This is a genomic window from Bacteroides sp. AM32-11AC (assembly GCF_003603515.1).
Classification (GTDB): domain Bacteria; phylum Bacteroidota; class Bacteroidia; order Bacteroidales; family Bacteroidaceae; genus Bacteroides; species Bacteroides uniformis.
Genome location: NZ_QTNH01000017.1, coordinates 60,890 through 80,652, shown reverse-complemented (window position 1 = coordinate 80,652; position 19,763 = coordinate 60,890). Strand labels below are relative to the sequence as shown.

Genomic DNA, 19,763 nt, shown 5'->3' with positions numbered 1-19,763 from the left:
CACCGAAATTATTTCTACTTTTCAATAAGCCGGGCTTCACCTCTATATTAAAAATAAGCAGGCTTATTTTGTACTGCTTTCGGTTTTGCATTATCTTTGTAACCGAACTCATCGTTACTATAATGATACTGAAACGTATATCTATACTCAATTATAAGAACTTGGAGCAGGTGGAGCTTTCATTCTCGCCCAAGTTGAACTGCTTTTTCGGACAGAACGGCATGGGGAAAACGAACCTGCTGGATGCGGTGTATTTCTTGTCTTTCTGTAAAAGTGCCGGTAATCCCATTGATTCCCAGAATATCCGCCATGATGCCGACTTCTTTGTTATTCAAGGGTTTTATGAGGCTGCCGATGGGACTCCTGAGGAAATCTACTGTGGTATGAAGAGGCGCCAGAAGAAACAGTTCAAGCGAAACAAGAAGGAGTATACGCGTTTGTCGGACCATATCGGCTTCCTGCCTTTGGTCATGGTCTCGCCTGCCGATTCGGAGTTGATAGCAGGAGGCAGTGATGAACGCCGACGTTTTATGGATGTGGTTATCTCGCAGTACGACAAAGAGTATCTGGATGCTTTGATACGATACAATAAAGCTTTGGTGCAGCGGAATACCTTACTGAAGAGTGAACAGCCGGTGGAGGAAGAGCTCTTTCTGGTCTGGGAGGAGATGATGGCGCAAGCCGGCGAAGTGGTGTTCCGCAAACGTGAGGCCTTTATCCGTGAGTTTATTCCTATTTTCCAGTCTTTCTATTCATTCATTTCGCAAGATAGGGAGAAGGTGGGATTAAGCTATGATTCCCATGCCCGCGATGCCTCTTTGCTGGAAGTGCTGAAGGAAAGCCGTGTACGCGACCAGATTATGGGCTATTCATTGCGCGGTGTGCACAAGGACGAGCTGAATATGCTTTTGGGAGATTTCCCCATCAAGCGTGAAGGGTCGCAGGGACAGAACAAGACTTATCTGGTAGCGTTGAAGCTGGCACAGTTTGATTTCCTGAAACGTACCGGGACCACTGTTCCCTTGTTGTTGCTGGACGATATCTTTGACAAGCTGGATGCTTCGCGTGTGGAGCAAATCATCAAGTTGGTGGCAGGCGACAGTTTTGGACAGATTTTTATAACCGATACCAACCGCGAACACCTGGACCGTATTCTGCATAAAGTGGGCAGTGATTATAAGATGTTCCGTGTGGAGCAGGGAACGGTTGCCGAAATGAAGGAGGAAGAGGCATGAAGCGCAATAATGCCGAACAGATAGGTGAACTTATCCGTCATTACCTCAGGCAGGAAAGTCTGGAGTCTCCGCTGAATGAACGGCGGCTTATCAGTGCGTGGCCCGAAGTGCTGGGGCCTACCATTGCCTCCTACACCCGTGAACTTTATATAAAGAACCAGGTGCTTTATGTGCATCTCACTTCTGCTGCTTTGCGCCAGGAACTGATGATGGGGCGTGAGTTGCTGGTGCGCAACTTGAACCGTCATGTGGGGGCTCAGGTCATCACGAATATCATATTCAGATGAGCATCCTCAGCTCATCTATTCTTTCAATCTTCAGTTCCTTCAATTCCCGGACTGCCCGGTCATAATACATCGGAGTTTCCAAATCCTTGTTGTCATGCGCATCCAGTCCGATGATAGCTGTACAGCCTTCATTGGCAGCGATTCGCCAGAACTCCGGGCACGGGTAGGTGGATAAGCCGTGCGCTTCATTGTAGGCTACATAGCCTATATTGTATTCCAACGGGACATTCAGGCGTGCAGCAGTACGGCAGATGTGCCGGCTGATGGTAGTGCAATGGTGGTCGAACTTCGGATAGGAGCGCATGAACAAGTCCGGATGGGCAAGGCAGGAGAATAATCCGCTTTCCATACCTTCGATGGCGCTCTCTTCGTAAAGTTCGAGCATGTCGCGGCTGTCTGTATGATGGCCGAAGTAGGGGAACTTTTCATCGGTGTGGTAGTGATGGTTTCCGAAGATGATATAGTCCAGTTGGTACTTCTTGGTTTGCTCTTTCAGCCAATGGATATATTGGGGGAAGTATTCACATTCAAGTCCTATTCTGATGTCTATCCGGTCGTGGTATTTCTCACGGAGCGTCTTGAGACTCTCCACGTAGCCGGGAAGCTCTTCAGGGAGCATCCGCATGTCGGCTACGTAGTCAGTACGGTATTTCCAGGGAGTATGGTCTGAAAATCCGAGTATCCGGTAACCGCCTTTGATGGCACTGAGCACATAGTCTTCATCATCTCCGGTGGCATGCATGCAGCGTGTGGTGTGTGTATGATAATTAGTTTTCATTGCGTAATGATTTCATCCATGCGTATATCAAACGGTTCCGCAGGAACTTCTTCTACGAGTTGAAACGGGAAGCAGATGCCGGCTTTGTGGGCTGATGGGATGCGGGGCAGAAGCCGGTCATAGTAACCTTTACCGCGCCCCAGGCGGTTGCCGTTACGGTCGAATGCCACGCCGGGAACCACTATGAAGTCTATGTCTGCATAGTCGGTAAATAGCTCGCCGGTTGGTTCTTCGATGCCGTATGCGCCAGGTTTCAAGTCTTCGGGTCCGGTGTACAGCCGCAGTTCCAGGTCGTCACCTACAACTACCGGAAGCAGTATCCGCTTTTCGCGGCTCCACTTCCGGATAAATTCGTGTGTGTCCACTTCGTCTTTGAGAGAGTGGTAAAGCAGTACGGTTGTTGCCGCCCTGAAAGCAGGGTGTGCCTCGAGGGCGGCAAGTATTTCAGCAGACTGACGCGTAGTGGAAGAGCTGTGTCGGGTCTTCAACAAAGCTACCTGCCTGCGCAGTTCTTTTTTCCTTTCCATCATCTTTTGTATCCTCTATGATTGGTGTTGCTTCCGGAGCTTTGGGGAATGCCTCGCCACGTTCCAGAATATCCAATGCTTTCTTGACGGTAGCATCGCTCTGGTTGATGTAGCGGATGTATTGCTCCCTTCCCAGTATGTTATAGATAATGTTGCCGTAAAGACTTCTTTCCAGTAGCTTGTAGGACTTGTGGATAAGCAGGTTGCGCCGCTTTACTCCCTTGGAGTCTGCAAAACGTACAAACTGCTCCACAATACTCTGGTGGCGAAGGTACTTCAACAAATCTTCTTCATTGTCGTATTCACTCAATTTCGCACGGTTGCGGTCGGTATACTGGAAGCTGAATTGCAGAATCAGTCCCTTGTTGCTTACTTCTATCAGGTAAGAAGATACTCCGGTTGTGTCTTGCGGAACGAATACGTCCGGCATAATGCCACCGCCGCCGTATACGGGTCTGCCCAAACCGGTAGAGTAACGCAGGTTTTCGTCCAGTTTGATGCTGTCTTTGGAGAAGAACTCGCCGTGTTCGTAACGGGTAATCCAGTCCATTTCGTATTTGCTGTCCTTGCCGTTCTCGTAGGGGCGCTGGATGCAACGGCCCGATGGGGTGTAATAACGGGCAATGGTCAGGCGGATGGCGGAACCGTCACTGAAGTCGATGGGTTGCTGTACGAGTCCCTTGCCGAAGGAACGGCGTCCTACAATGGTTCCGCGGTCATTGTCCTGAATGGCGCCCGCAAAGATTTCGCTGGCCGAAGCGGAACTCTCGTTTACCAATACCACTAGCGGCAGCTTCTGGCAACTGCCGGTACCGTTGGCATATTCCTCCATGCGGGGATATTTGCGGCCGTGGGTATATACAATCAACTTCCCTTCCGGCAGGAATTCGTTCACCATGCGTGTGGCGGCTTCCATGTATCCTCCGGTATTGTCGCGCAGGTCGATAATCAGGCCTTTGCACTTCTCGTGGCTCAGTTGGGCAATCGCATTCAGCAGCTCCACGTGTGTGGTACGTCCGAATTTGCTGATTTGTATATATCCGTAGTCATCGTCGAGCATATAGGCTGCGTCAATGGTGTTTTGCGGGATGTCACCGCGTGTGATGGTGAAGTCGAGCAACTCCTTTTCCGTGGCACGCTTGACGCCTAACTTCACTTGGCTTCCTTTCGGACCTTTCAGGTTGCGCATGGCCTTTTCGTTTGTCAGACCTTTGCCTGCAAAAAGACTGTCGTTGACCATCACAATGCGGTCGCCTGCCATCAGGCCCACTTTCTCGGACGGTCCACCGGGAATCACGCTGTTTACGTGTATCGTATCTTCTTGAATGGTGAACTGGATGCCTATACCGCTGAAGCTGCCTTCAAGTTCGGAGTTTACCTCTTCCAGCTTCTGTGCGGGGATGTAGGTGGAGTGGGGGTCGAGTTCCGCCAATATCTGCGGCATGGCCTTCTCTACCAAATCGGTCATGTTGACGGTATCCACATACTGGTCGTCAATAACACGCAGCAAGGCATTCAGCTTGTTGGACGAGCTATTGATGATTCCCAGTTTATTACCGGCAAAATGCCTGGCATAAAACGTTCCGATAAGAATTCCCGCGACTACGCTGATTGCGATGATAAGCGGCATAAAGCGGGAAGTATTTTTTGTACCCATGATGTTTATTTACTATTAGACTATTTACAATTTACTATTTGGCTGCGCATGCAACTTTCAACTTTCCATTATCCATTATCCATTGAAATAAATACCACCTCGATGCCTGCCCGTTTCAAAAGTTCGATACCATCTTCCAGACGGTATTTCTCGGAGTAGACCACCCGCTTGATGCCTGCCTGGATAATCAGTTTGGCGCATTCTATGCAGGGAGAGGCAGTGACGTACATGGTGGCACCGTTACTGCTGTTGTTTGAACGGGCTATTTTGGTAATGGCGTTTGCCTCGGCATGGAGCACGTATGGTTTGGTAACGTTGTTCTCATCTTCGCACACATTCTCAAAACCGGAAGGGGTACCGTTGTAGCCGTCAGAGATAATCATCTTGTCTTTTACAATCAGTGCACCGACCTGGCGACGTTGGCAATACGAATTTTCGGCCCAAATGCTTGCCATACGTATATAACGCCTGTCCAATGCTTCTTGTTTGTCTTTTGTAGAATCGTCCATCATATTTATGTTTTATCGTTGCGGGTGAATCCCATGACTCTGGTTGTCGGTCCGTCTTTAAAATAGAGGGTCAGTGAATTGGCATCCCCTTCATACTTGTACACGTTTTGCAATCCGGAGATGAATGCCTTGGCCAGTGCATCGCTCTCTGCAGACCCCGTAATCTTCACGCTGATGCTGAGCGAGCCTGAAGCTCCGTCGGCTTTCCAAGTGCCGTTGACGCTTGAGTTGATGCCTTGTCCGTTGACGGTGGTGCCCATCAGTTCTCCATCCAGTTCGGTACCTTCAAAATTGAGGGTGAAGGTGTTTTTCTGATTATATAGCTTGTCCAGGCTCTTCTTCATCTCTTCCTCATTGTTGTTCCAAAGATTTGGATAGAATTGGGCATTGCTGCCTTTATTGGTGAGTCGGCTGAGCTTCCATGGCTTCCCGGTGAATATTCCGATAACATCGTCCTCGTTGTCGCAACCGCTTAGCAGGGGGAGCAGCGAAAACATGAGCAACATGCAAAAGATGTTCCTTATAAGTCTCTTCATTTCTTTATTCCATTTCTGATTAATAATGCGTCGATTGTAGGCTCTTGTCCGCGGAAGCGTTTATAGAGCGTCATCGGATGTTCCGTTCCGCCTTTGGAAAGGATATTCTCTCGGAAGGAGGCGGCAGTCTCCGGGTTAAAGATGCCCGTCTGTTTGAATAGCGAGAAAGCATCTGCATCCAGCACCTCTGCCCATTTATAACTGTAATATCCGGCAGAATATCCTCCGGCAAAGATATGGGAGAACTGTGTACTCATACAGGCTTCTTCTACAGAAGGAAGAACTTGTGCTTTTTCCCAAGCCTTCTTTTCATAGGCTTTCACGTCACCTTCAAACGGGGTGTTGCGTGTGTACCAAGCCATATCGAGTAGGCCGAAGCTAACCTGGCGGAGGCAGGCGTATGCCGCGTTGAAGTTGGAGGAATCCACAATGCGCTGTACCAGCTCGTCCGGTATCAGTTCTCCGGTTTGGTAATGGCGGGCAAACGTATGCAGGAATTCCTTTTCGATGGCGAAGTTCTCCATGAATTGGGAGGGGAGTTCCACAAAGTCCCAATACACATTGGTCCCGCTCAGGCTTCCGTAAGTGGAATTGGCGAACATACCATGCAGGCTGTGTCCGAATTCGTGCAGGAAGGTTTCTACCTCGCCGAAGGTCAGCAAAGCAGGTTTGTCCTGTGTCGGTTTGGTGAAGTTCATCACAATGGATATGTGGGGACGGCTGTTCTCACCGGTCTTTTCGTCAATCCACTGTTCCTTGTAGCTGGTCATCCAGGCTCCCGAGCGCTTGCCTGCTCTGGGGTGGAAGTCGGTATAGAACACGGCAAGGAATTTCCCGTCTTTGTCGAAGACTTCGTAGGCATCCACATCCTTGTGATAAACGGGAATATCCGGATTCTTCTTGAAGGTGATGCCATACAGCCTGGTTGCCAGGCCGAATACACCTTCCTTCACGTTGTTCAGCTCAAAGTAAGGGCGGAGCAGCTCATCGTCGATATTGAACTTCCGGTCCTTCAGTTTATGGGAATAGTACGCCCAGTCCCACGGCATCAGGACGAAGTTTTCTCCTTCCGCTTGGCGTGCCAGGGCTTGCACTTCTGCATATTCTTGTTTGGCGGTGGGCGTGTAAGCCTCCAGCAGTTGGTCCAGCAGCTTATACACGGACTCACTGTTTTGTGCCATGCGCTCCTGGAGGTTATATTCGGCGAAGTTGTCATAGCCTAGAAGTTGGGCAATCTCCATACGGACATTGGCCAGTTTCTTTACGATTTCCAGATTATTGCTGGCGTTGTCATGCGTACACTTCGTATTGTAGGCCATATACAGCTCACGGCGCAGGTCACGGCTGTCTGCATAGGTCAGGAAAGGGCCATAGCTGGGAGCCTGCAAGGTGAATACCCAGCCTTCGACGCCTTTTTCCCCGGCTGTCTCTGCAGCGGCTTCTACCGCGCTCTCGGGTAGCCCGGCCAGTTGTGACTTGTCGGTGATGACAAGCTTGTAGTCGTTCGTTTCTTTCAGGTTGTTTTCACTGAACTGCAGCGTCAGCAGGCTGAGCTCTTTGCATAAAGCCCGGTATTTCTCCTTGGCTTCTCCCTGGAGGTTGGCACCGTTGCGTACAAAGCCGTTATAAATGTCTTCCAGCAGTTTGTGCTGTTCCGGGCTCAATGTTTCTTTGTCTTGCTGTTCGTAAACAGCTTTGATACGTGCAAACAGCTCTTCGTTCAGGCTGATGTTGTTTTCATGCTCGCTCATCATCGGCATGATTTCTTTGGCCAGTTCCTGTAGGTCATCGTCCGTTTCGGCACTGAGCAGATTGCCGAATACAGTGCTGACACGGTGGAGCATCTCACCGGACTTCTCGTAGGCCAACACTGTGTTGGCAAATGTCGGGACTTCCGGATTGCGGATGATGGCCTCTATTTCCGCATTTTGGCGGCGGATGCCTTCGCGGATGGCGGGTACGTAATCTCCGGTCTTAATCTTGTCGAACGGGACAGTGCTGTGCAGCGTGGAGTATGTTTCAAAAAAAGGATTTTGAGACGATATAGTGTTCATAAAGCAAAGCAATATTAGAGTTAGTATAATCTTCATCATGTTTAAAGGGTCTGATAAAAAACGAACTAGCTGCAAAATTGCAAAAAAAATAGGCGACTTCTGCAGAAGTCACCTATTTTTTATTATTTTCTAACTGTATATTAGCAGTTAACTGATGCCATGTGAGCAATCAAGTCAAGAACCTTGTTAGAATAACCGATTTCGTTATCATACCAAGATACAACCTTAACGAAAGTATCAGTCAAAGCGATACCAGCCTTAGCGTCGAAGATAGAAGTGCGAGTGTCACCCAAGAAGTCAGAAGAAACAACTGCATCTTCAGTGTAACCCAGAACACCCTTCAATTCGCCTTCAGAAGCTTCCTTCATGGCAGCGCAGATTTCAGCGTAAGTAGCGGGCTTAGCCAAGTTAACTGTCAAGTCAACTACAGATACGTCCAAAGTCGGAACACGCATAGACATACCAGTCAGTTTGCCGTTCAATGCCGGGATAACTTTACCTACAGCCTTAGCAGCACCGGTAGAAGACGGGATAATGTTGCCGGAAGCAGCACGACCACCTCTCCAGTCTTTCATAGAAGGACCGTCAACTGTCTTCTGAGTAGCAGTTGTAGAGTGAACAGTAGTCATCAAACCGTCAGTGATACCCCATTTGTCGTTCAATACCTTAGCGATAGGAGCCAAGCAGTTGGTAGTACAAGAAGCGTTAGATACGAATTGAGTACCCTTAACGTAAGTCTTTTCGTTAACACCGCAAACGAACATCGGAGTGTCGTCCTTAGAAGGAGCAGACATTACAACATATTTTGCGCCGGCTTCGATGTGAGCTTGAGCTTTGTCTTTGCTCAAGAACAAGCCAGTAGATTCAACAACGTATTCTGCCTCTACTTCGTTCCATTTCAAGTCAGCCGGGTTTCTTTCTGCAGTGATGCGGATAGCCTGACCGTTAACGATCAGCTTGCTGTTTTCAACATCAGCTTCGATAGTACCGTCGAACTGGCCGTGCATAGTGTCATACTTCAGCATGTAAGCCAAGTAATCTACCGGGCAAAGGTCGTTGATACCTACGATCTGAATATCGTTTCTCTTCATTGCAGCGCGGAATACGAAACGTCCGATACGTCCGAATCCATTAATACCTACTTTAATCATTTTGTTTAAACTTTTAAGGGTTTTATAATGTTTAAAAATAAACTTTCGCTTACTAATTGCAATTCTTTCTGATTTGCGGTGCAAAAGTAAGAAAATGTTTTTATATTCGTAACCAAAATCATAATTAAATAATTGAAAAGATGGGAAAAAGTTCATTTTTACAGGAATTTAAGGCTTTTGCCATGAAGGGCAATGTGATAGACATGGCCGTCGGTGTGATTATCGGTGGGGCATTCGGAAAAATCGTCTCCTCCATTGTGGCAGATGTGATTATGCCTCCTATCGGGCTGCTGGTGGGCGGTGTCAACTTTACAGACTTGAAGTGGGTGCTGAAACCTGCCGAAATGGTGGACGGAAAAGAAATTGCTGCCGTGACCCTGAATTACGGTAATTTCTTGCAGGTCACCTTCGACTTCCTGATTATAGCATTCTCTATCTTCATGTTCATAAAGTTGTTGACCAAGCTGACTGAAAAGAAGAAAGAAGAGGCGCCTGCCGCTCCTCCGGCTCCCCCTGCCCCGAGCAAGGAAGAGGTGCTGCTGACCGAAATCCGTGATTTGCTGAAAGAAAAGTAATATCGAAGCGGAACTTCATAGGGATGTCAAAACCCTCTTGACGCTTTTTTTAGGCGCGGAATTCTAAGACCTACACAAGTTTTTGCACAGGAAACTTGCGTAGGTCTTAGAATTCCGCGCCTAATATTATAACATGATGAAAGCGTTCATGGCTTTTGATACATTCCCTAATGCATTTAACTCTCCCCGGTACCGCCGGAAACTGTCCCTTTTTATACTAAGCAGTAATCTTACCACAGCCGTGGTAAGAAAATAACATTGCTGTGGTAAGCAAGTTGCATAGCTGTGGTAAGAAAACAGCACGGTTGTAGTAAGAATAGCTTTTAGTATCCTTGTGGATAGTTCTAGCCTGAAATTAAAGCTGTTTTTAGTAAAAAAACGTTTTTCTGTCACATTATCCCTGATAATTCCTTTACTTTTTCTACTTTTGCAAATCATTTATTAAAGTCTATACGGATTTATATGCAAGAGAAGATTATTATTCTTGATTTCGGTTCGCAAACCACGCAGCTCATCGGCCGCCGGCTGCGCGAATTGAATGTCTATTGCGAGATTGTACCTTACAACAAATTTCCATACGGAGATGAGAGTGTAAAAGGAGTTATCCTTTCGGGTAGCCCCTTTTCTGTTTATGATAAGAGTGCATTCAAGGTAGATTTGAGCGGGATTCGTGGGAAATACCCCATTCTGGGTATCTGCTACGGTGCGCAGTTTATCTCCTACAGCAACGGTGGACGGGTGGAGCCGGCAGGAACCCGCGAGTACGGACGTGCCCATCTCGGTTCTTTCGATTCGGAGAATGTCCTTTTCAAAGGGGTAAGGAAGAATACCCAAGTATGGATGAGCCATGGAGACACGATTACAGCCATTCCCGACAACTTCAAGATTATAGCTTCTACGGACAAGGTAGCGATTGCTGCTTACCAGGTGTCCGGCGAGGAGATGTGGGGAGTGCAGTTCCATCCGGAAGTATTTCATAGCGAGGACGGTACGCAGATGCTGCGCAACTTCGTGGTGGACGTATGCGGTTGCAGCCAGAGCTGGAGCGCCGCATCGTTTGTAGATACTACTGTGGCCGAACTGAAGGAGCAGCTTGGCAACGACCGAGTTATCCTGGGACTGAGTGGCGGTGTGGATTCTTCGGTAGCCGCCGTGTTGCTGCATCGTGCCATTGGCAAGAACTTGACCTGTATCTTTGTGGACCACGGACTGCTTCGCAAGAATGAGTTCAAGAATGTGATGCACGACTACGAATGCCTGGGACTGAACGTGATTGGCGTGGATGCCAGCGAGAAGTTCTTCAAGGATTTGGAGGGAGTGACCGAGCCTGAGCAAAAGCGTAAAATCATCGGCCGCGATTTTATCGAGGTCTTCGATGCCGAAGCGCACAAGATAACCGATGCCCGCTGGTTGGCGCAAGGCACCATTTATCCCGACCGCATCGAGAGCCTGAACATTACGGGCAAGACCATCAAGAGCCATCACAATGTGGGCGGTCTGCCCGAGGAGATGAACCTCCGTCTGTGCGAGCCGTTGCAGTGGCTGTTCAAGGACGAAGTCCGTCGCGTGGGACGCGAATTGGGAATGCCCGAACATCTGATTACCCGTCATCCTTTCCCCGGTCCGGGACTGGCTGTCCGCATCCTGGGGGATATAACACCGGAGAAGGTGCATACTTTGCAGGAAGCCGACGATATTTTCATTCAGGGCTTGCGTGACTGGAAAGTGCAGGATGCCGACGGCAACGAGACATCGCTCTACCATCAGGTCTGGCAGGCGGGCGTCATTCTTCTGCCCGTACAGAGTGTGGGCGTGATGGGTGACGAACGCACCTATGAACGTGCAGTGGCCTTGCGTGCCGTTACTTCCACCGATGCCATGACAGCCGACTGGGCGCATCTGCCCTACGAATTCCTGGGTAAGGTGTCCAACGACATTATAAATAAGGTGAAAGGTGTGAACCGCGTGACCTATGACATCTCTTCAAAACCACCCAGCACAATAGAATGGGAATAAGACCGACTGAAATTATTAACTTAAAAACAATATAGAAGAATGAAGCAGGATATGATTGTGATTCTGGATTTGGGAAGCCATGAGAACACAGTGCTTGCCCGGGCGATTCGTGCGTTGGGAGTATATAGCGAAATCTACCCGCACGACATTACTGCCGCCGAACTGAAGGCCTTGCCGAATGTGAAAGGCATCATCATCAACGGTGGCCCCAACAATGTGGTTGACGGGATGTCCATCGACGTGTTGCCCGAGATTTACGAAGCGGGATTCCCCGTAATGGCTGCCGGACACGACAAGGCGCTGTGCGAAGTGAAGCTGCCGCAGTTTACGGATGATGTGGAAGCCATCAAGGAGGCTGTGAAATCTTTCGTATTCGATACTTGCAAGGCTGAGGCGAACTGGAACATGACGAATTTCGTCAACGACCAGGTGGAGTTGATACGTCGTCAGGTGGGCGACCGTAAGGTGCTGCTGGCACTGTCCGGTGGTGTGGATAGCTCCGTGGTGGCCGCTTTGCTGCTGAAAGCCATCGGAGACAAGCTGGTTTGCGTACACGTGAACCACGGACTGATGCGTAAGGGCGAATCGGAAGCCGTGGTGGAAATCTTTGGCAAGGAGCTGAAAGCTAACTTGATATACGTGGATGCTACAGACCGTTTCCTCTCCAAGCTGGAAAACGTGGCTGACCCGGAAGAAAAGCGCAAGATTATCGGCGGAGAGTTTATCCGTGTCTTTGAGGAAGAAGCCCGCAAGCTGGACGGTATCGACTTCCTGGGACAAGGTACCATCTATCCCGATATTGTAGAGAGTGGCACAAAAACAGCCAAGATGGTGAAGTCTCATCACAACGTAGGCGGTCTGCCCGAGGATTTGCAGTTTGAATTGGTGGAGCCGTTGCGCCAGCTGTTCAAGGACGAAGTACGTGCATGCGGTGTAGAGCTTGGATTGCCGTACGAGATGGTTTACCGTCAGCCGTTCCCCGGTCCCGGATTGGGAGTACGTTGTCTGGGAGCCATTACCCGTGACCGCTTGGAGGCTGTACGCGAGTCGGATGCCATTCTGCGTGAGGAATTCCAACTGGCAGGCCTGGATAAGAAGGTATGGCAGTATTTCACTGTGGTGCCCGATTTCAAATCTGTGGGTGTACGCGACAATGCACGTTCGTTCGACTGGCCCGTCATTATCCGTGCCGTCAACACAGTGGATGCCATGACCGCTACCATTGAGCCGGTGGACTGGCCCATCCTAATGAAGATTACCGACCGTATTCTCAAGGAAGTGAAAACCGTCAATCGCGTTTGTTATGATATGTCTCCGAAACCCAATGCGACTATCGAGTGGGAGTGAGATTGACCAATGATAATGATAGCCTCACCTTAAAAACGGTGGGGCTGTTTTTTTTATAACAAAACAACAAAGAATAGAACAATGAAACTTTTATGTATGATTGCTGTCTTTTTGTGCATCCCCTGGGTAGCCTCTGACGCACAGAAGCAGGACTGGGGAAATTTGAAACGCTATGCAGAGGCAAACAAGGAACTGGTACGGAAGGGAAAACAGAAGGACCGGGTGGTTTTTATGGGCAACTCCATCACGGAAGGATGGGTGGCAAACGATGCCGCTTTCTTTGAAGACAACGGTTATGTGGGCCGTGGTATAGGCGGGCAGACTTCTTCCCATTTCCTGCTCCGTTTTCGCGAAGATGTCATCAAGCTTGCTCCGGCGCTGGTCGTGATAAATGCAGGTACCAATGACATTGCGGAAAATGCAGGCGCTTATAATGAAGAATACACTTTTGGAAATATAGTGTCTATGGTAGAGCTGGCACGGGCCAATAAGATAAAGGTGATTTTGACGTCTGTGTTGCCTGCCGCTGCCTTTGGCTGGAATCCTTCGGTGAAGGATGCTCCGCAAAAGATAATGCAGCTGAATGCCAGAATCCGGAAGTATGCCCAGGAAAACAAGATTCCTTATGTCGACTATTACAGTGAGATGGTGGAAGGCGACAATAAGGCTCTGAACTCCTCGTATACCCGGGATGGGGTACACCCCACTCTAGAAGGGTATAAAGTGATGGAAGCCTTGATAAAGAAAGCGATAGACAAGGTGTTGTAGGAAATCTCGGTTCAGGTGGCCTATAAGAGCTTTTCTGCGTCGGGAATCATCATCTCGCCTCTGTGCAGTTCGAGCAGGCCTTTCTCCTGCATGCTGTTCAACGCTCTTGATACTCCCATACGGGTATCATTGACCACCTGAGCCAATTCTTCCATTTTTATTTTCAGTATTTTCCTGCCTGACGGACGTTCGATATGTGTCAGGATAAAGTTGCTGATACGTTTCTCAAGGTTGTCGGTGCTTTCTGCCCAAAGACGGCTGTTTAGGCTTTGGGCGCGGTTGCTGATGATATTCATGTAATTCAGGCGGAATATGTCATATTTGAACAATTCGCTCATGACGAAAGCCTTGCTGATGCTCACTGTGTGGGTCTCGGTTTGGGCGGTATAGGCCGAGACGTAGGAGGTGCTCATCCCGAACAGAGATTGTGGCTCGATGACATAAGGTGCCTGAAAATATTCCGTGGAGCTGTATGATGTATTCGCAGATGAAGTACATGAGGAGATTTCACCTTTCAATACGAATATCAGTTGACTGCATGTGTCACCGGCTTTCACGATAACTTCGCCGGCTTTATGCTTTGTAAAGCTCAGCTTGACTTTCCCCAGGATATTGGTAAAGTCTTCTTGTGCGAGTCCTTGAAAGAGTGGCAGTTGCAGTAATGTATCAAACATTGTATTCATAATGCTTTTTCTTCTTGTTTTGAAACAAAAGTAGATATTATCAAGGTGTACTGTAAACTCTTTGCCCCTCTTTTTGTTTTTTTTATTGTTTCTTAAACGTGCTATTCAATCCTTGTAGACGAATCCTCATCCTTCTCCTCTTCCTTCTTATCGTCCTCATCCTCATTGTTTTCCTCATCTTCGTCTTCCTCCTCGTCTTCCTCTCCGGCAAACGGATCGGGCCGTTGGGGACCGTATCCCATAAAGCCTATGGCGCATAGCGTGCCTGCTATGGCTCCGCTAAGGTGTCCTTCCCAGGAAGTGGTGGCTTTGGCAAATTGTGGGAACATATTCCATACCAGGCCGCCATATAGGAACGTTATCAACAGTGAAATGGCGATAAGCGGTACATGTTTGCGCAGAATGCCGCTGAAGAACAGAAAAAAAGCCAGTCCGTATATGATGCCGCTGGCTCCGATATGCCATCCCGGTTTCCCTATAAGAAAGGTAAGCGCACCGCATCCTATCCAAATGGCAAAGAAGATGTAGGGGGCTATATGCCGGTAGAAATAGAACAGACACCACATCAGGAAAAAGAGTGGAATCGTATTGGCGAACAGATGCTTGAAACTGCTGTGTACCAGTGGATGTGCGAAAATTCCGAACACGCCCCGCTGTTCCATCGGATATACTCCCAGTCGTGTGAAGTTCCAATCCATGCCTGTCTCCAAAAACTTCAAGATGTATAAAATGAATAGCAGGAATAGGGGTATAACCGCCGCCAATGCCATTCTGCGTATATCATGCTTCATATTTCGTACAGTGATTGCTATTTTTGTACAATACTACGGAATATTTGACGAAAACCGAAAAAAAACTGACTTTTTATTTTGCCTATAAGCTTTAATTCGTATTTTTGGGCATCGCTACATGGCTTGTAGCGCATATACCGAAATAATTAACCTTTAAATAATGCACAACTATGAGTTATTTACGATTTGACAAGACCCTGATGATTAATCTGCAAGAATCTTTGCCAAGGGAGATATTGCGGACGAATAGGTCAGGAGCCTATCATTGTACAACAATTGTAGATTGTAACACACGCAAATATCACGGTCTGTTGGTGATACCGGTCCCCAACCTCGATGATGAAAACCATGTGCTGCTGTCTTCTTTGGATGAAACTGTAATTCAGCACGGTGCGGAGTTCAACCTGGGGTTGCATAAGTATCAAGGAAACCACTTCAGTCCTAACGGGCACAAGTATATCCGAGAGTTCGACTGTGAAAATATCCCCACAACTACCTATCGTGTAGGAGGCGTCATCCTTCGTAAGGAAAAGATTTTCGTACACCATGAAAATCGGATTCTGATTCGTTATACCTTGGTCGATGCCCATTCGGCAACCACACTTCGTTTCCGCCCTTTCCTGGCATTCCGCAGTGTGCGCGAGTACACGCACGAAAATGCGCAGGCAAGCCGCGACTACCAGTTGGTAGAGAATGGCATTAAAACCTGCATGTATCCCGGTTATCCGGAGTTGTTCATGCAGCTCAACAAAAAGAATGAGTTCCACTTCCAGCCTGACTGGTATCGTGGTATCGAGTATCCCAAAGAACAGGAACGCGGATATGACTTCAACGAAGACCTTTATGTGCCGGGATATTTTGAAGTGGATATAAAGAAAGGGGAAAGCGTTGTCTTCTCCGCCGGTATCTCCGAGATTTCTCCCCGCAAGCTGAAGCAGACTTTTGAGTCCGAGGTGGCCGACCGCACTCCGCGTGACAGTTTCTACCACTGTCTGAAAAACTCGGCGCACCAGTTCCACAACAAGCAGGGCGAGGAGCATTATGTGCTTGCAGGCTATCCCTGGTTCAAGTGTCGTGCCCGTGACTTGTTCATCTCCCTGCCGGGTCTTACTTTGGCCTTAGGCGAGCAAGATGAATTTGAAGACGTGATGAAAACAGCCGAAAAGGCTATCCGTGAGTTTATCAATGGAGAGCCTTCCTCTTATAAGATATACGAGATGGAGCATCCGGATGTGCTGCTGTGGGCTGTCTGGGCTTTACAGCAGTATGCCAAGGAGACTTCGCGTGAAAATTGCCGGCAGATGTACGGTAATCTCCTTGAGGAGATTGTTGGCTATATCCGTGAACGCAGGCATGACAATCTCTTCCTGCACGAAAACGGACTGTTGTATACCAATGGCACCGAGAAAGCGGTTACCTGGATGAACTCTACCGCCAATGGCCGCCCGGTTATTCCGCGTACGGGCTACATTGTGGAAGTGAATGCACTATGGTACAATACCCTGCGTTTTGTAGCCGATATGGTTCGGGAGGGAGGCAATGAAATTCTTGCCGATACACTGGACGCTCAGGCAGAAATCACCGGAAAGTCTTTTGTAGACGTCTTCCGCAATGAGTATGGCTATCTGTTCGACTATGTGGATGGTTATATGATGGACTGGAGCGTACGTCCCAACATGATATTTACCGTTGCCTTTGACTATTCTCCGTTGGATAGGGCCCAGAAGAAACAGGTACTCGATATTGTGACGAAAGAACTGTTGACTCCGAAGGGCTTGCGTACACTGAGCCCCAAGAGTGGCGGATACAATCCGAATTATGTCGGCCCTCAGATACAGAGAGACTATGCCTACCATCAGGGAACAGCGTGGCCATGGCTGCTGGGCTTCTACATGGAAGCATATCTGCGTATCTATAAAGTGAGTGGCGTGTCGTTTGTAGAGAGATACCTCATCGGTATGGAAGATGAAATGACTTCCCACTGTATTGGCGCATTGCCCGAACTCTTCGATGGTAATCCTCCGTTTGTTGGAAGAGGGGCGGTGTCATTTGCCATGAATACGGCGGAAATCCTGCGTATCTTGAAGTTATTGTCTAAGTATAATTTATAAAAGGAGGAACGAAGATGAAAGTTTTAATGTTTGGATGGGAATTTCCTCCCAAAATATATGGTGGTCTTGCGGTTGCTTCTTATGGAATAACTAAGGGATTGAGTTTGCAGGGTGATGTGGAAACTACTTTCTGCATGCCCAAGCCGACGGGCGAAGAAGAGGACTTCTTGAAGATAGTGGGCATGAACCAGGTGCCTATCGTGTGGCGTGATGTCGATTACAATTATTTGAAGTCGAGGCTGACGCGCAACATGACGCCGGAAGATTATTATTCTTTCCGCGACCATATTTATTCGGATTTCTCTTATATGCACGTCAATGACATAGGCTGCATGGACTTTGCCGGCGGTTATCCCGGCAACCTGCACGAAGAGATAAACAACTTCTCGGTGATTGCCGGAGTAGTGGCTCGCCAGCAGGAATTTGATATTATTCATGCCCACGACTGGCTGACGTATCCTGCCGGAGTGCATGCCAAGATGGTGAGCGGAAAGCCGCTCTGTATCCATGTCCATGCTACGGACTTTGACCGTTCGCGCGGAAAAGTCAATCCTACCGTCTATTCTATGGAGAAGAACGGTATGGATTATGCCGACTGCATCATGTGCGTGTCCGAACTGACCCGCCGCACGGTTATTGAGCAGTACCATCAGAACCCCAAGAAGGTGTTTGCCATGCACAATGCCGTCTATCCTCTCTCGCAGGAATACCAGGACATTCCGCGTCCCGACCATTCCAAAGAAAAGATTGTGACATTCCTGGGCCGTATCACCATGCAGAAGGGGCCGGAATACTTTGTGGAAGCAGCTTCGCTGGTATTGCAGCGTGCCCGCAACATCCGCTTTGTGATGGCCGGTTCGGGAGATATGATGGATGCCATGATTAATCTGGCAGCCGAGCGGGGCATCGCCGATCGGTTCCACTTCCCGGGCTTCATGAAGGGAAAGCAGGTATATGAGGTTTACAAGAACAGTGATGTATTCGTTATGCCTTCCGTTTCCGAGCCTTTCGGTATCGCTCCGCTGGAAGCCATGCAGTGTGGGACTCCTTCCATCATTTCCAAGCAGTCGGGATGCGGTGAAATTCTTGATAAGGTCATCAAGACCGATTATTGGGACATTCATGCAATGGCCGATGCCATTTATTCCCTCTGCACCAATCCCGCTCTCTTCCAATATCTGCAGGAGGAAGGCAAGAAGGAAGTGGATGGAATCACGTGGGAAAAAGTAGGTTTGAGAATCCGCGCCCTCTACGAGGATGTGTTAAGAAACTATGGTAAATAACAAAAACAATAATAGAAATGAGAACTATCTGTCTTTATTTTGAAATACATCAAATCATTCATCTGAAACGTTACCGTTTCTTTGATATAGGTACCGATCATTATTACTACGATGATTATGCCAATGAAACCAGTATCAATGATGTAGCCGAACGCTCTTATATCCCGGCATTGAACACCCTGATTGAAATGGTGAAGAATTCCGGAGGTGCGTTTAAAGTGGCTTTCTCCATTTCGGGGGTTGCGCTGGAGCAGTTGGAAATATATGCGCCGGCTGTCATCGACTTGTTGCACCAGCTGAATGATACCGGTTGCTGTGAGTTCCTTGCCGAGCCTTATTCCCATGGCCTTTCTTCTCTGGCCAACGAGGATTGCTTCAAGGAAGAGGTGATGCGTCAGAGCGCTAAGATGAAGCAAATGTTCGGTAAGGCACCGAAGGTGTTCCGTAATTCCAGTCTGATTTATAATGACGAGATTGGTGCGATGGTGGCAGCTTTGGGATTCAAGGGTATGCTGACGGAAGGAGCCAAGCATGTTCTGGGTTGGAAGAGTCCGCACTATGTATACCATTGCTCTATGAATCCTAACTTGAAGTTGCTGTTGCGTGACTTTAAGCTGTCTGACGACATCAGCCTGCGCTTCTCCAACTCCGAGTGGAACGAGTATCCTTTGTTTGCCGACAAGTACATCAACTGGATTGATGCTTTACCGCAGGAAGAGCAGGTCATCAACATCTTTATGGAGCTCTCTGCTCTGGGTATGGCACAGCCGTTGTCTTCCAATATTCTGGAATTCCTGAAGGCACTTCCATACTGTGCCAAGGAAAAGGGGATTACTTTCTCCACACCGACGGAAATCGTTACCAAACTGAAATCTGTTTCCCAGTTGGATGTTCCATACCCAATGTCTTGGGTGGACGAAGAAAGAGATACCAGCTGTTGGCTGGGTAACGTGATGCAGCGTGAAGCATTCAACAAGCTGTATAGTGTTGCCGAACGTGTCCATCTCTGTGATGACCGCCGTATCAAGCAAGACTGGGATTATCTGCAGGCAAGTAACAACTTCCGTTTCATGACTACCAAGCAAAGCGGTGTCGGCTTGAACCGTGGTATTTATGAATCTCCTTTTGATGCTTTTACCAATTATATGAATATTCTTGGTGACTTTATCAAACGTGTTGATTCTCTCTATCCGGTGGATATAGATAACGAAGAACTGAATGCATTGCTGACCACTATCCAGAACCAAGGTGCCGAGATAGAGGAACTGCATAAGGAATTGGAGAAAGCACAGGCCAAGTTGGAGAAGATAAAGGCTGCAGAAAAGAAAGAGAGCAGGGCTACAGCTAAATCTGCCGCAGAAAAACCGGCAAAGGCCAAGGCTCCTGCCAAAAAGCCTGCCGCAAAGAAAACAACTAAAAAGGCTGCTGAATAATATCGGCAGCTTGTCCCATCAA

The 19,763-nt window shown here is 48.3% G+C and carries 18 protein-coding genes; 9 read left to right on the top strand and 9 right to left on the bottom strand.

All coding sequences use genetic code 11. The features are described 5' to 3' along the window. The first annotated feature begins 122 nt into the window (after nucleotides 1–122). Both recF and DW800_RS16880 read left to right on the top strand, forming a co-directional pair. Entirely contained in the window at nucleotides 123–1,235 is a 1,113-nt protein-coding gene (recF, locus tag DW800_RS16885) for a DNA replication/repair protein RecF (protein ID WP_008666103.1), read from the top strand. Further along, nucleotides 1,232–1,522, top strand: coding sequence for a DUF721 domain-containing protein (locus DW800_RS16880; RefSeq protein WP_005823615.1), 291 nt, complete (start codon nucleotides 1,232–1,234; stop codon nucleotides 1,520–1,522). The genes recF and DW800_RS16880 overlap by 4 nt, the downstream gene beginning before the upstream one ends. Here DW800_RS16880 and DW800_RS16875 read toward each other — a convergent pair. From DW800_RS16875 to gap, 7 genes are all read right to left on the bottom strand, one after another. Continuing rightward, the gene (locus DW800_RS16875; RefSeq protein ID WP_005835445.1) at nucleotides 1,515–2,300 is read right to left on the bottom strand and encodes a histidinol-phosphatase; all 786 of its coding nucleotides are present in this window, start codon (nucleotides 2,298–2,300) and stop codon (nucleotides 1,515–1,517) included. The two genes, DW800_RS16880 and DW800_RS16875, sit on opposite strands and share 8 nt — an antisense overlap. Then, a complete protein-coding gene (locus DW800_RS16870; protein WP_117703452.1) occupies nucleotides 2,297–2,827 on the bottom strand; it encodes a 5-formyltetrahydrofolate cyclo-ligase in 531 nt (176 codons plus the stop codon). Before DW800_RS16870 ends, DW800_RS16875 begins: the two co-directional genes overlap by 4 nt. Further along, the gene (locus DW800_RS16865; protein ID WP_117703451.1) at nucleotides 2,745–4,484 is read right to left on the bottom strand and encodes a S41 family peptidase; all 1,740 of its coding nucleotides are present in this window, start codon (nucleotides 4,482–4,484) and stop codon (nucleotides 2,745–2,747) included. Before DW800_RS16865 ends, DW800_RS16870 begins: the two co-directional genes overlap by 83 nt. A 68-nt stretch (nucleotides 4,485–4,552) precedes the next feature. Next, the gene (locus tag DW800_RS16860; protein WP_022401703.1) at nucleotides 4,553–4,993 is read right to left on the bottom strand and encodes a dCMP deaminase family protein; all 441 of its coding nucleotides are present in this window, start codon (nucleotides 4,991–4,993) and stop codon (nucleotides 4,553–4,555) included. 5 nt (nucleotides 4,994–4,998) lie between these two features. Beyond that, on the bottom strand, nucleotides 4,999–5,529 hold the full coding sequence (locus DW800_RS16855; protein WP_117703450.1) for a DUF4847 family protein: 531 nt from the start codon (nucleotides 5,527–5,529) through the stop codon (nucleotides 4,999–5,001). Further along, entirely contained in the window at nucleotides 5,526–7,583 is a 2,058-nt protein-coding gene (locus DW800_RS16850) for a M3 family metallopeptidase (protein ID WP_117703449.1), read from the bottom strand. Before DW800_RS16850 ends, DW800_RS16855 begins: the two co-directional genes overlap by 4 nt. 140 nt (nucleotides 7,584–7,723) lie before the next feature. Beyond that, nucleotides 7,724–8,734, bottom strand: coding sequence for a type I glyceraldehyde-3-phosphate dehydrogenase (gene gap, locus DW800_RS16845; protein WP_005835458.1), 1,011 nt, complete (start codon nucleotides 8,732–8,734; stop codon nucleotides 7,724–7,726). A gap of 140 nt (nucleotides 8,735–8,874) precedes the next feature. Between gap and mscL the strand changes: the two genes are divergently transcribed. The 4 genes from mscL (at nucleotide 8,875) to DW800_RS16820 (ending at nucleotide 13,440) form a co-directional block, all read left to right on the top strand. Continuing rightward, nucleotides 8,875–9,309 carry a large-conductance mechanosensitive channel protein MscL gene (mscL, locus tag DW800_RS16840; RefSeq protein ID WP_005835461.1) on the top strand — a complete coding sequence of 145 codons (435 nt, stop codon included), beginning with the start codon at nucleotides 8,875–8,877 and terminating at the stop codon, nucleotides 9,307–9,309. A gap of 462 nt (nucleotides 9,310–9,771) precedes the next feature. Beyond that, complete coding sequence (gene guaA, locus DW800_RS16830) at nucleotides 9,772–11,325, top strand: glutamine-hydrolyzing GMP synthase (RefSeq protein ID WP_005823593.1); 1,554 nt, start codon at nucleotides 9,772–9,774, stop codon at nucleotides 11,323–11,325. 39 nt (nucleotides 11,326–11,364) lie between these two features. Beyond that, entirely contained in the window at nucleotides 11,365–12,672 is a 1,308-nt protein-coding gene (gene guaA, locus DW800_RS16825) for a glutamine-hydrolyzing GMP synthase (RefSeq protein ID WP_117703448.1), read from the top strand. Between the two features lie 81 nt (nucleotides 12,673–12,753). Then, nucleotides 12,754–13,440, top strand: coding sequence for an SGNH/GDSL hydrolase family protein (locus tag DW800_RS16820; RefSeq protein ID WP_005823589.1), 687 nt, complete (start codon nucleotides 12,754–12,756; stop codon nucleotides 13,438–13,440). A 20-nt stretch (nucleotides 13,441–13,460) separates the two neighbouring features. Here DW800_RS16820 and DW800_RS16815 read toward each other — a convergent pair whose 3' ends face one another. Continuing rightward, nucleotides 13,461–14,123, bottom strand: coding sequence for a Crp/Fnr family transcriptional regulator (locus tag DW800_RS16815; RefSeq protein WP_117703447.1), 663 nt, complete (start codon nucleotides 14,121–14,123; stop codon nucleotides 13,461–13,463). A 101-nt stretch (nucleotides 14,124–14,224) separates the two neighbouring features. Continuing rightward, nucleotides 14,225–14,914, bottom strand: a complete 690-nt coding sequence (locus DW800_RS16810; RefSeq protein WP_057088355.1) for a rhomboid family intramembrane serine protease — start codon at nucleotides 14,912–14,914, stop codon at nucleotides 14,225–14,227. 170 nt (nucleotides 14,915–15,084) lie between these two features. Between DW800_RS16810 and DW800_RS16805 the strand changes: the two genes are divergently transcribed. The 3 genes from DW800_RS16805 to DW800_RS16795 are packed head-to-tail and all read left to right on the top strand — an operon-like array spanning nucleotide 15,085 to nucleotide 19,741. Then, the gene (locus tag DW800_RS16805) at nucleotides 15,085–17,025 is read left to right on the top strand and encodes a glycogen debranching enzyme N-terminal domain-containing protein (protein WP_057088353.1); all 1,941 of its coding nucleotides are present in this window, start codon (nucleotides 15,085–15,087) and stop codon (nucleotides 17,023–17,025) included. A 14-nt stretch (nucleotides 17,026–17,039) separates the two neighbouring features. Further along, a complete protein-coding gene (locus DW800_RS16800; protein WP_008666090.1) occupies nucleotides 17,040–18,308 on the top strand; it encodes a glycosyltransferase family 4 protein in 1,269 nt (422 codons plus the stop codon). Between the two features lie 17 nt (nucleotides 18,309–18,325). Next, nucleotides 18,326–19,741, top strand: a complete 1,416-nt coding sequence (locus DW800_RS16795) for a glycoside hydrolase family 57 protein (protein ID WP_117703446.1) — start codon at nucleotides 18,326–18,328, stop codon at nucleotides 19,739–19,741. The last annotated feature ends 22 nt before the right edge of the window (nucleotides 19,742–19,763 follow it).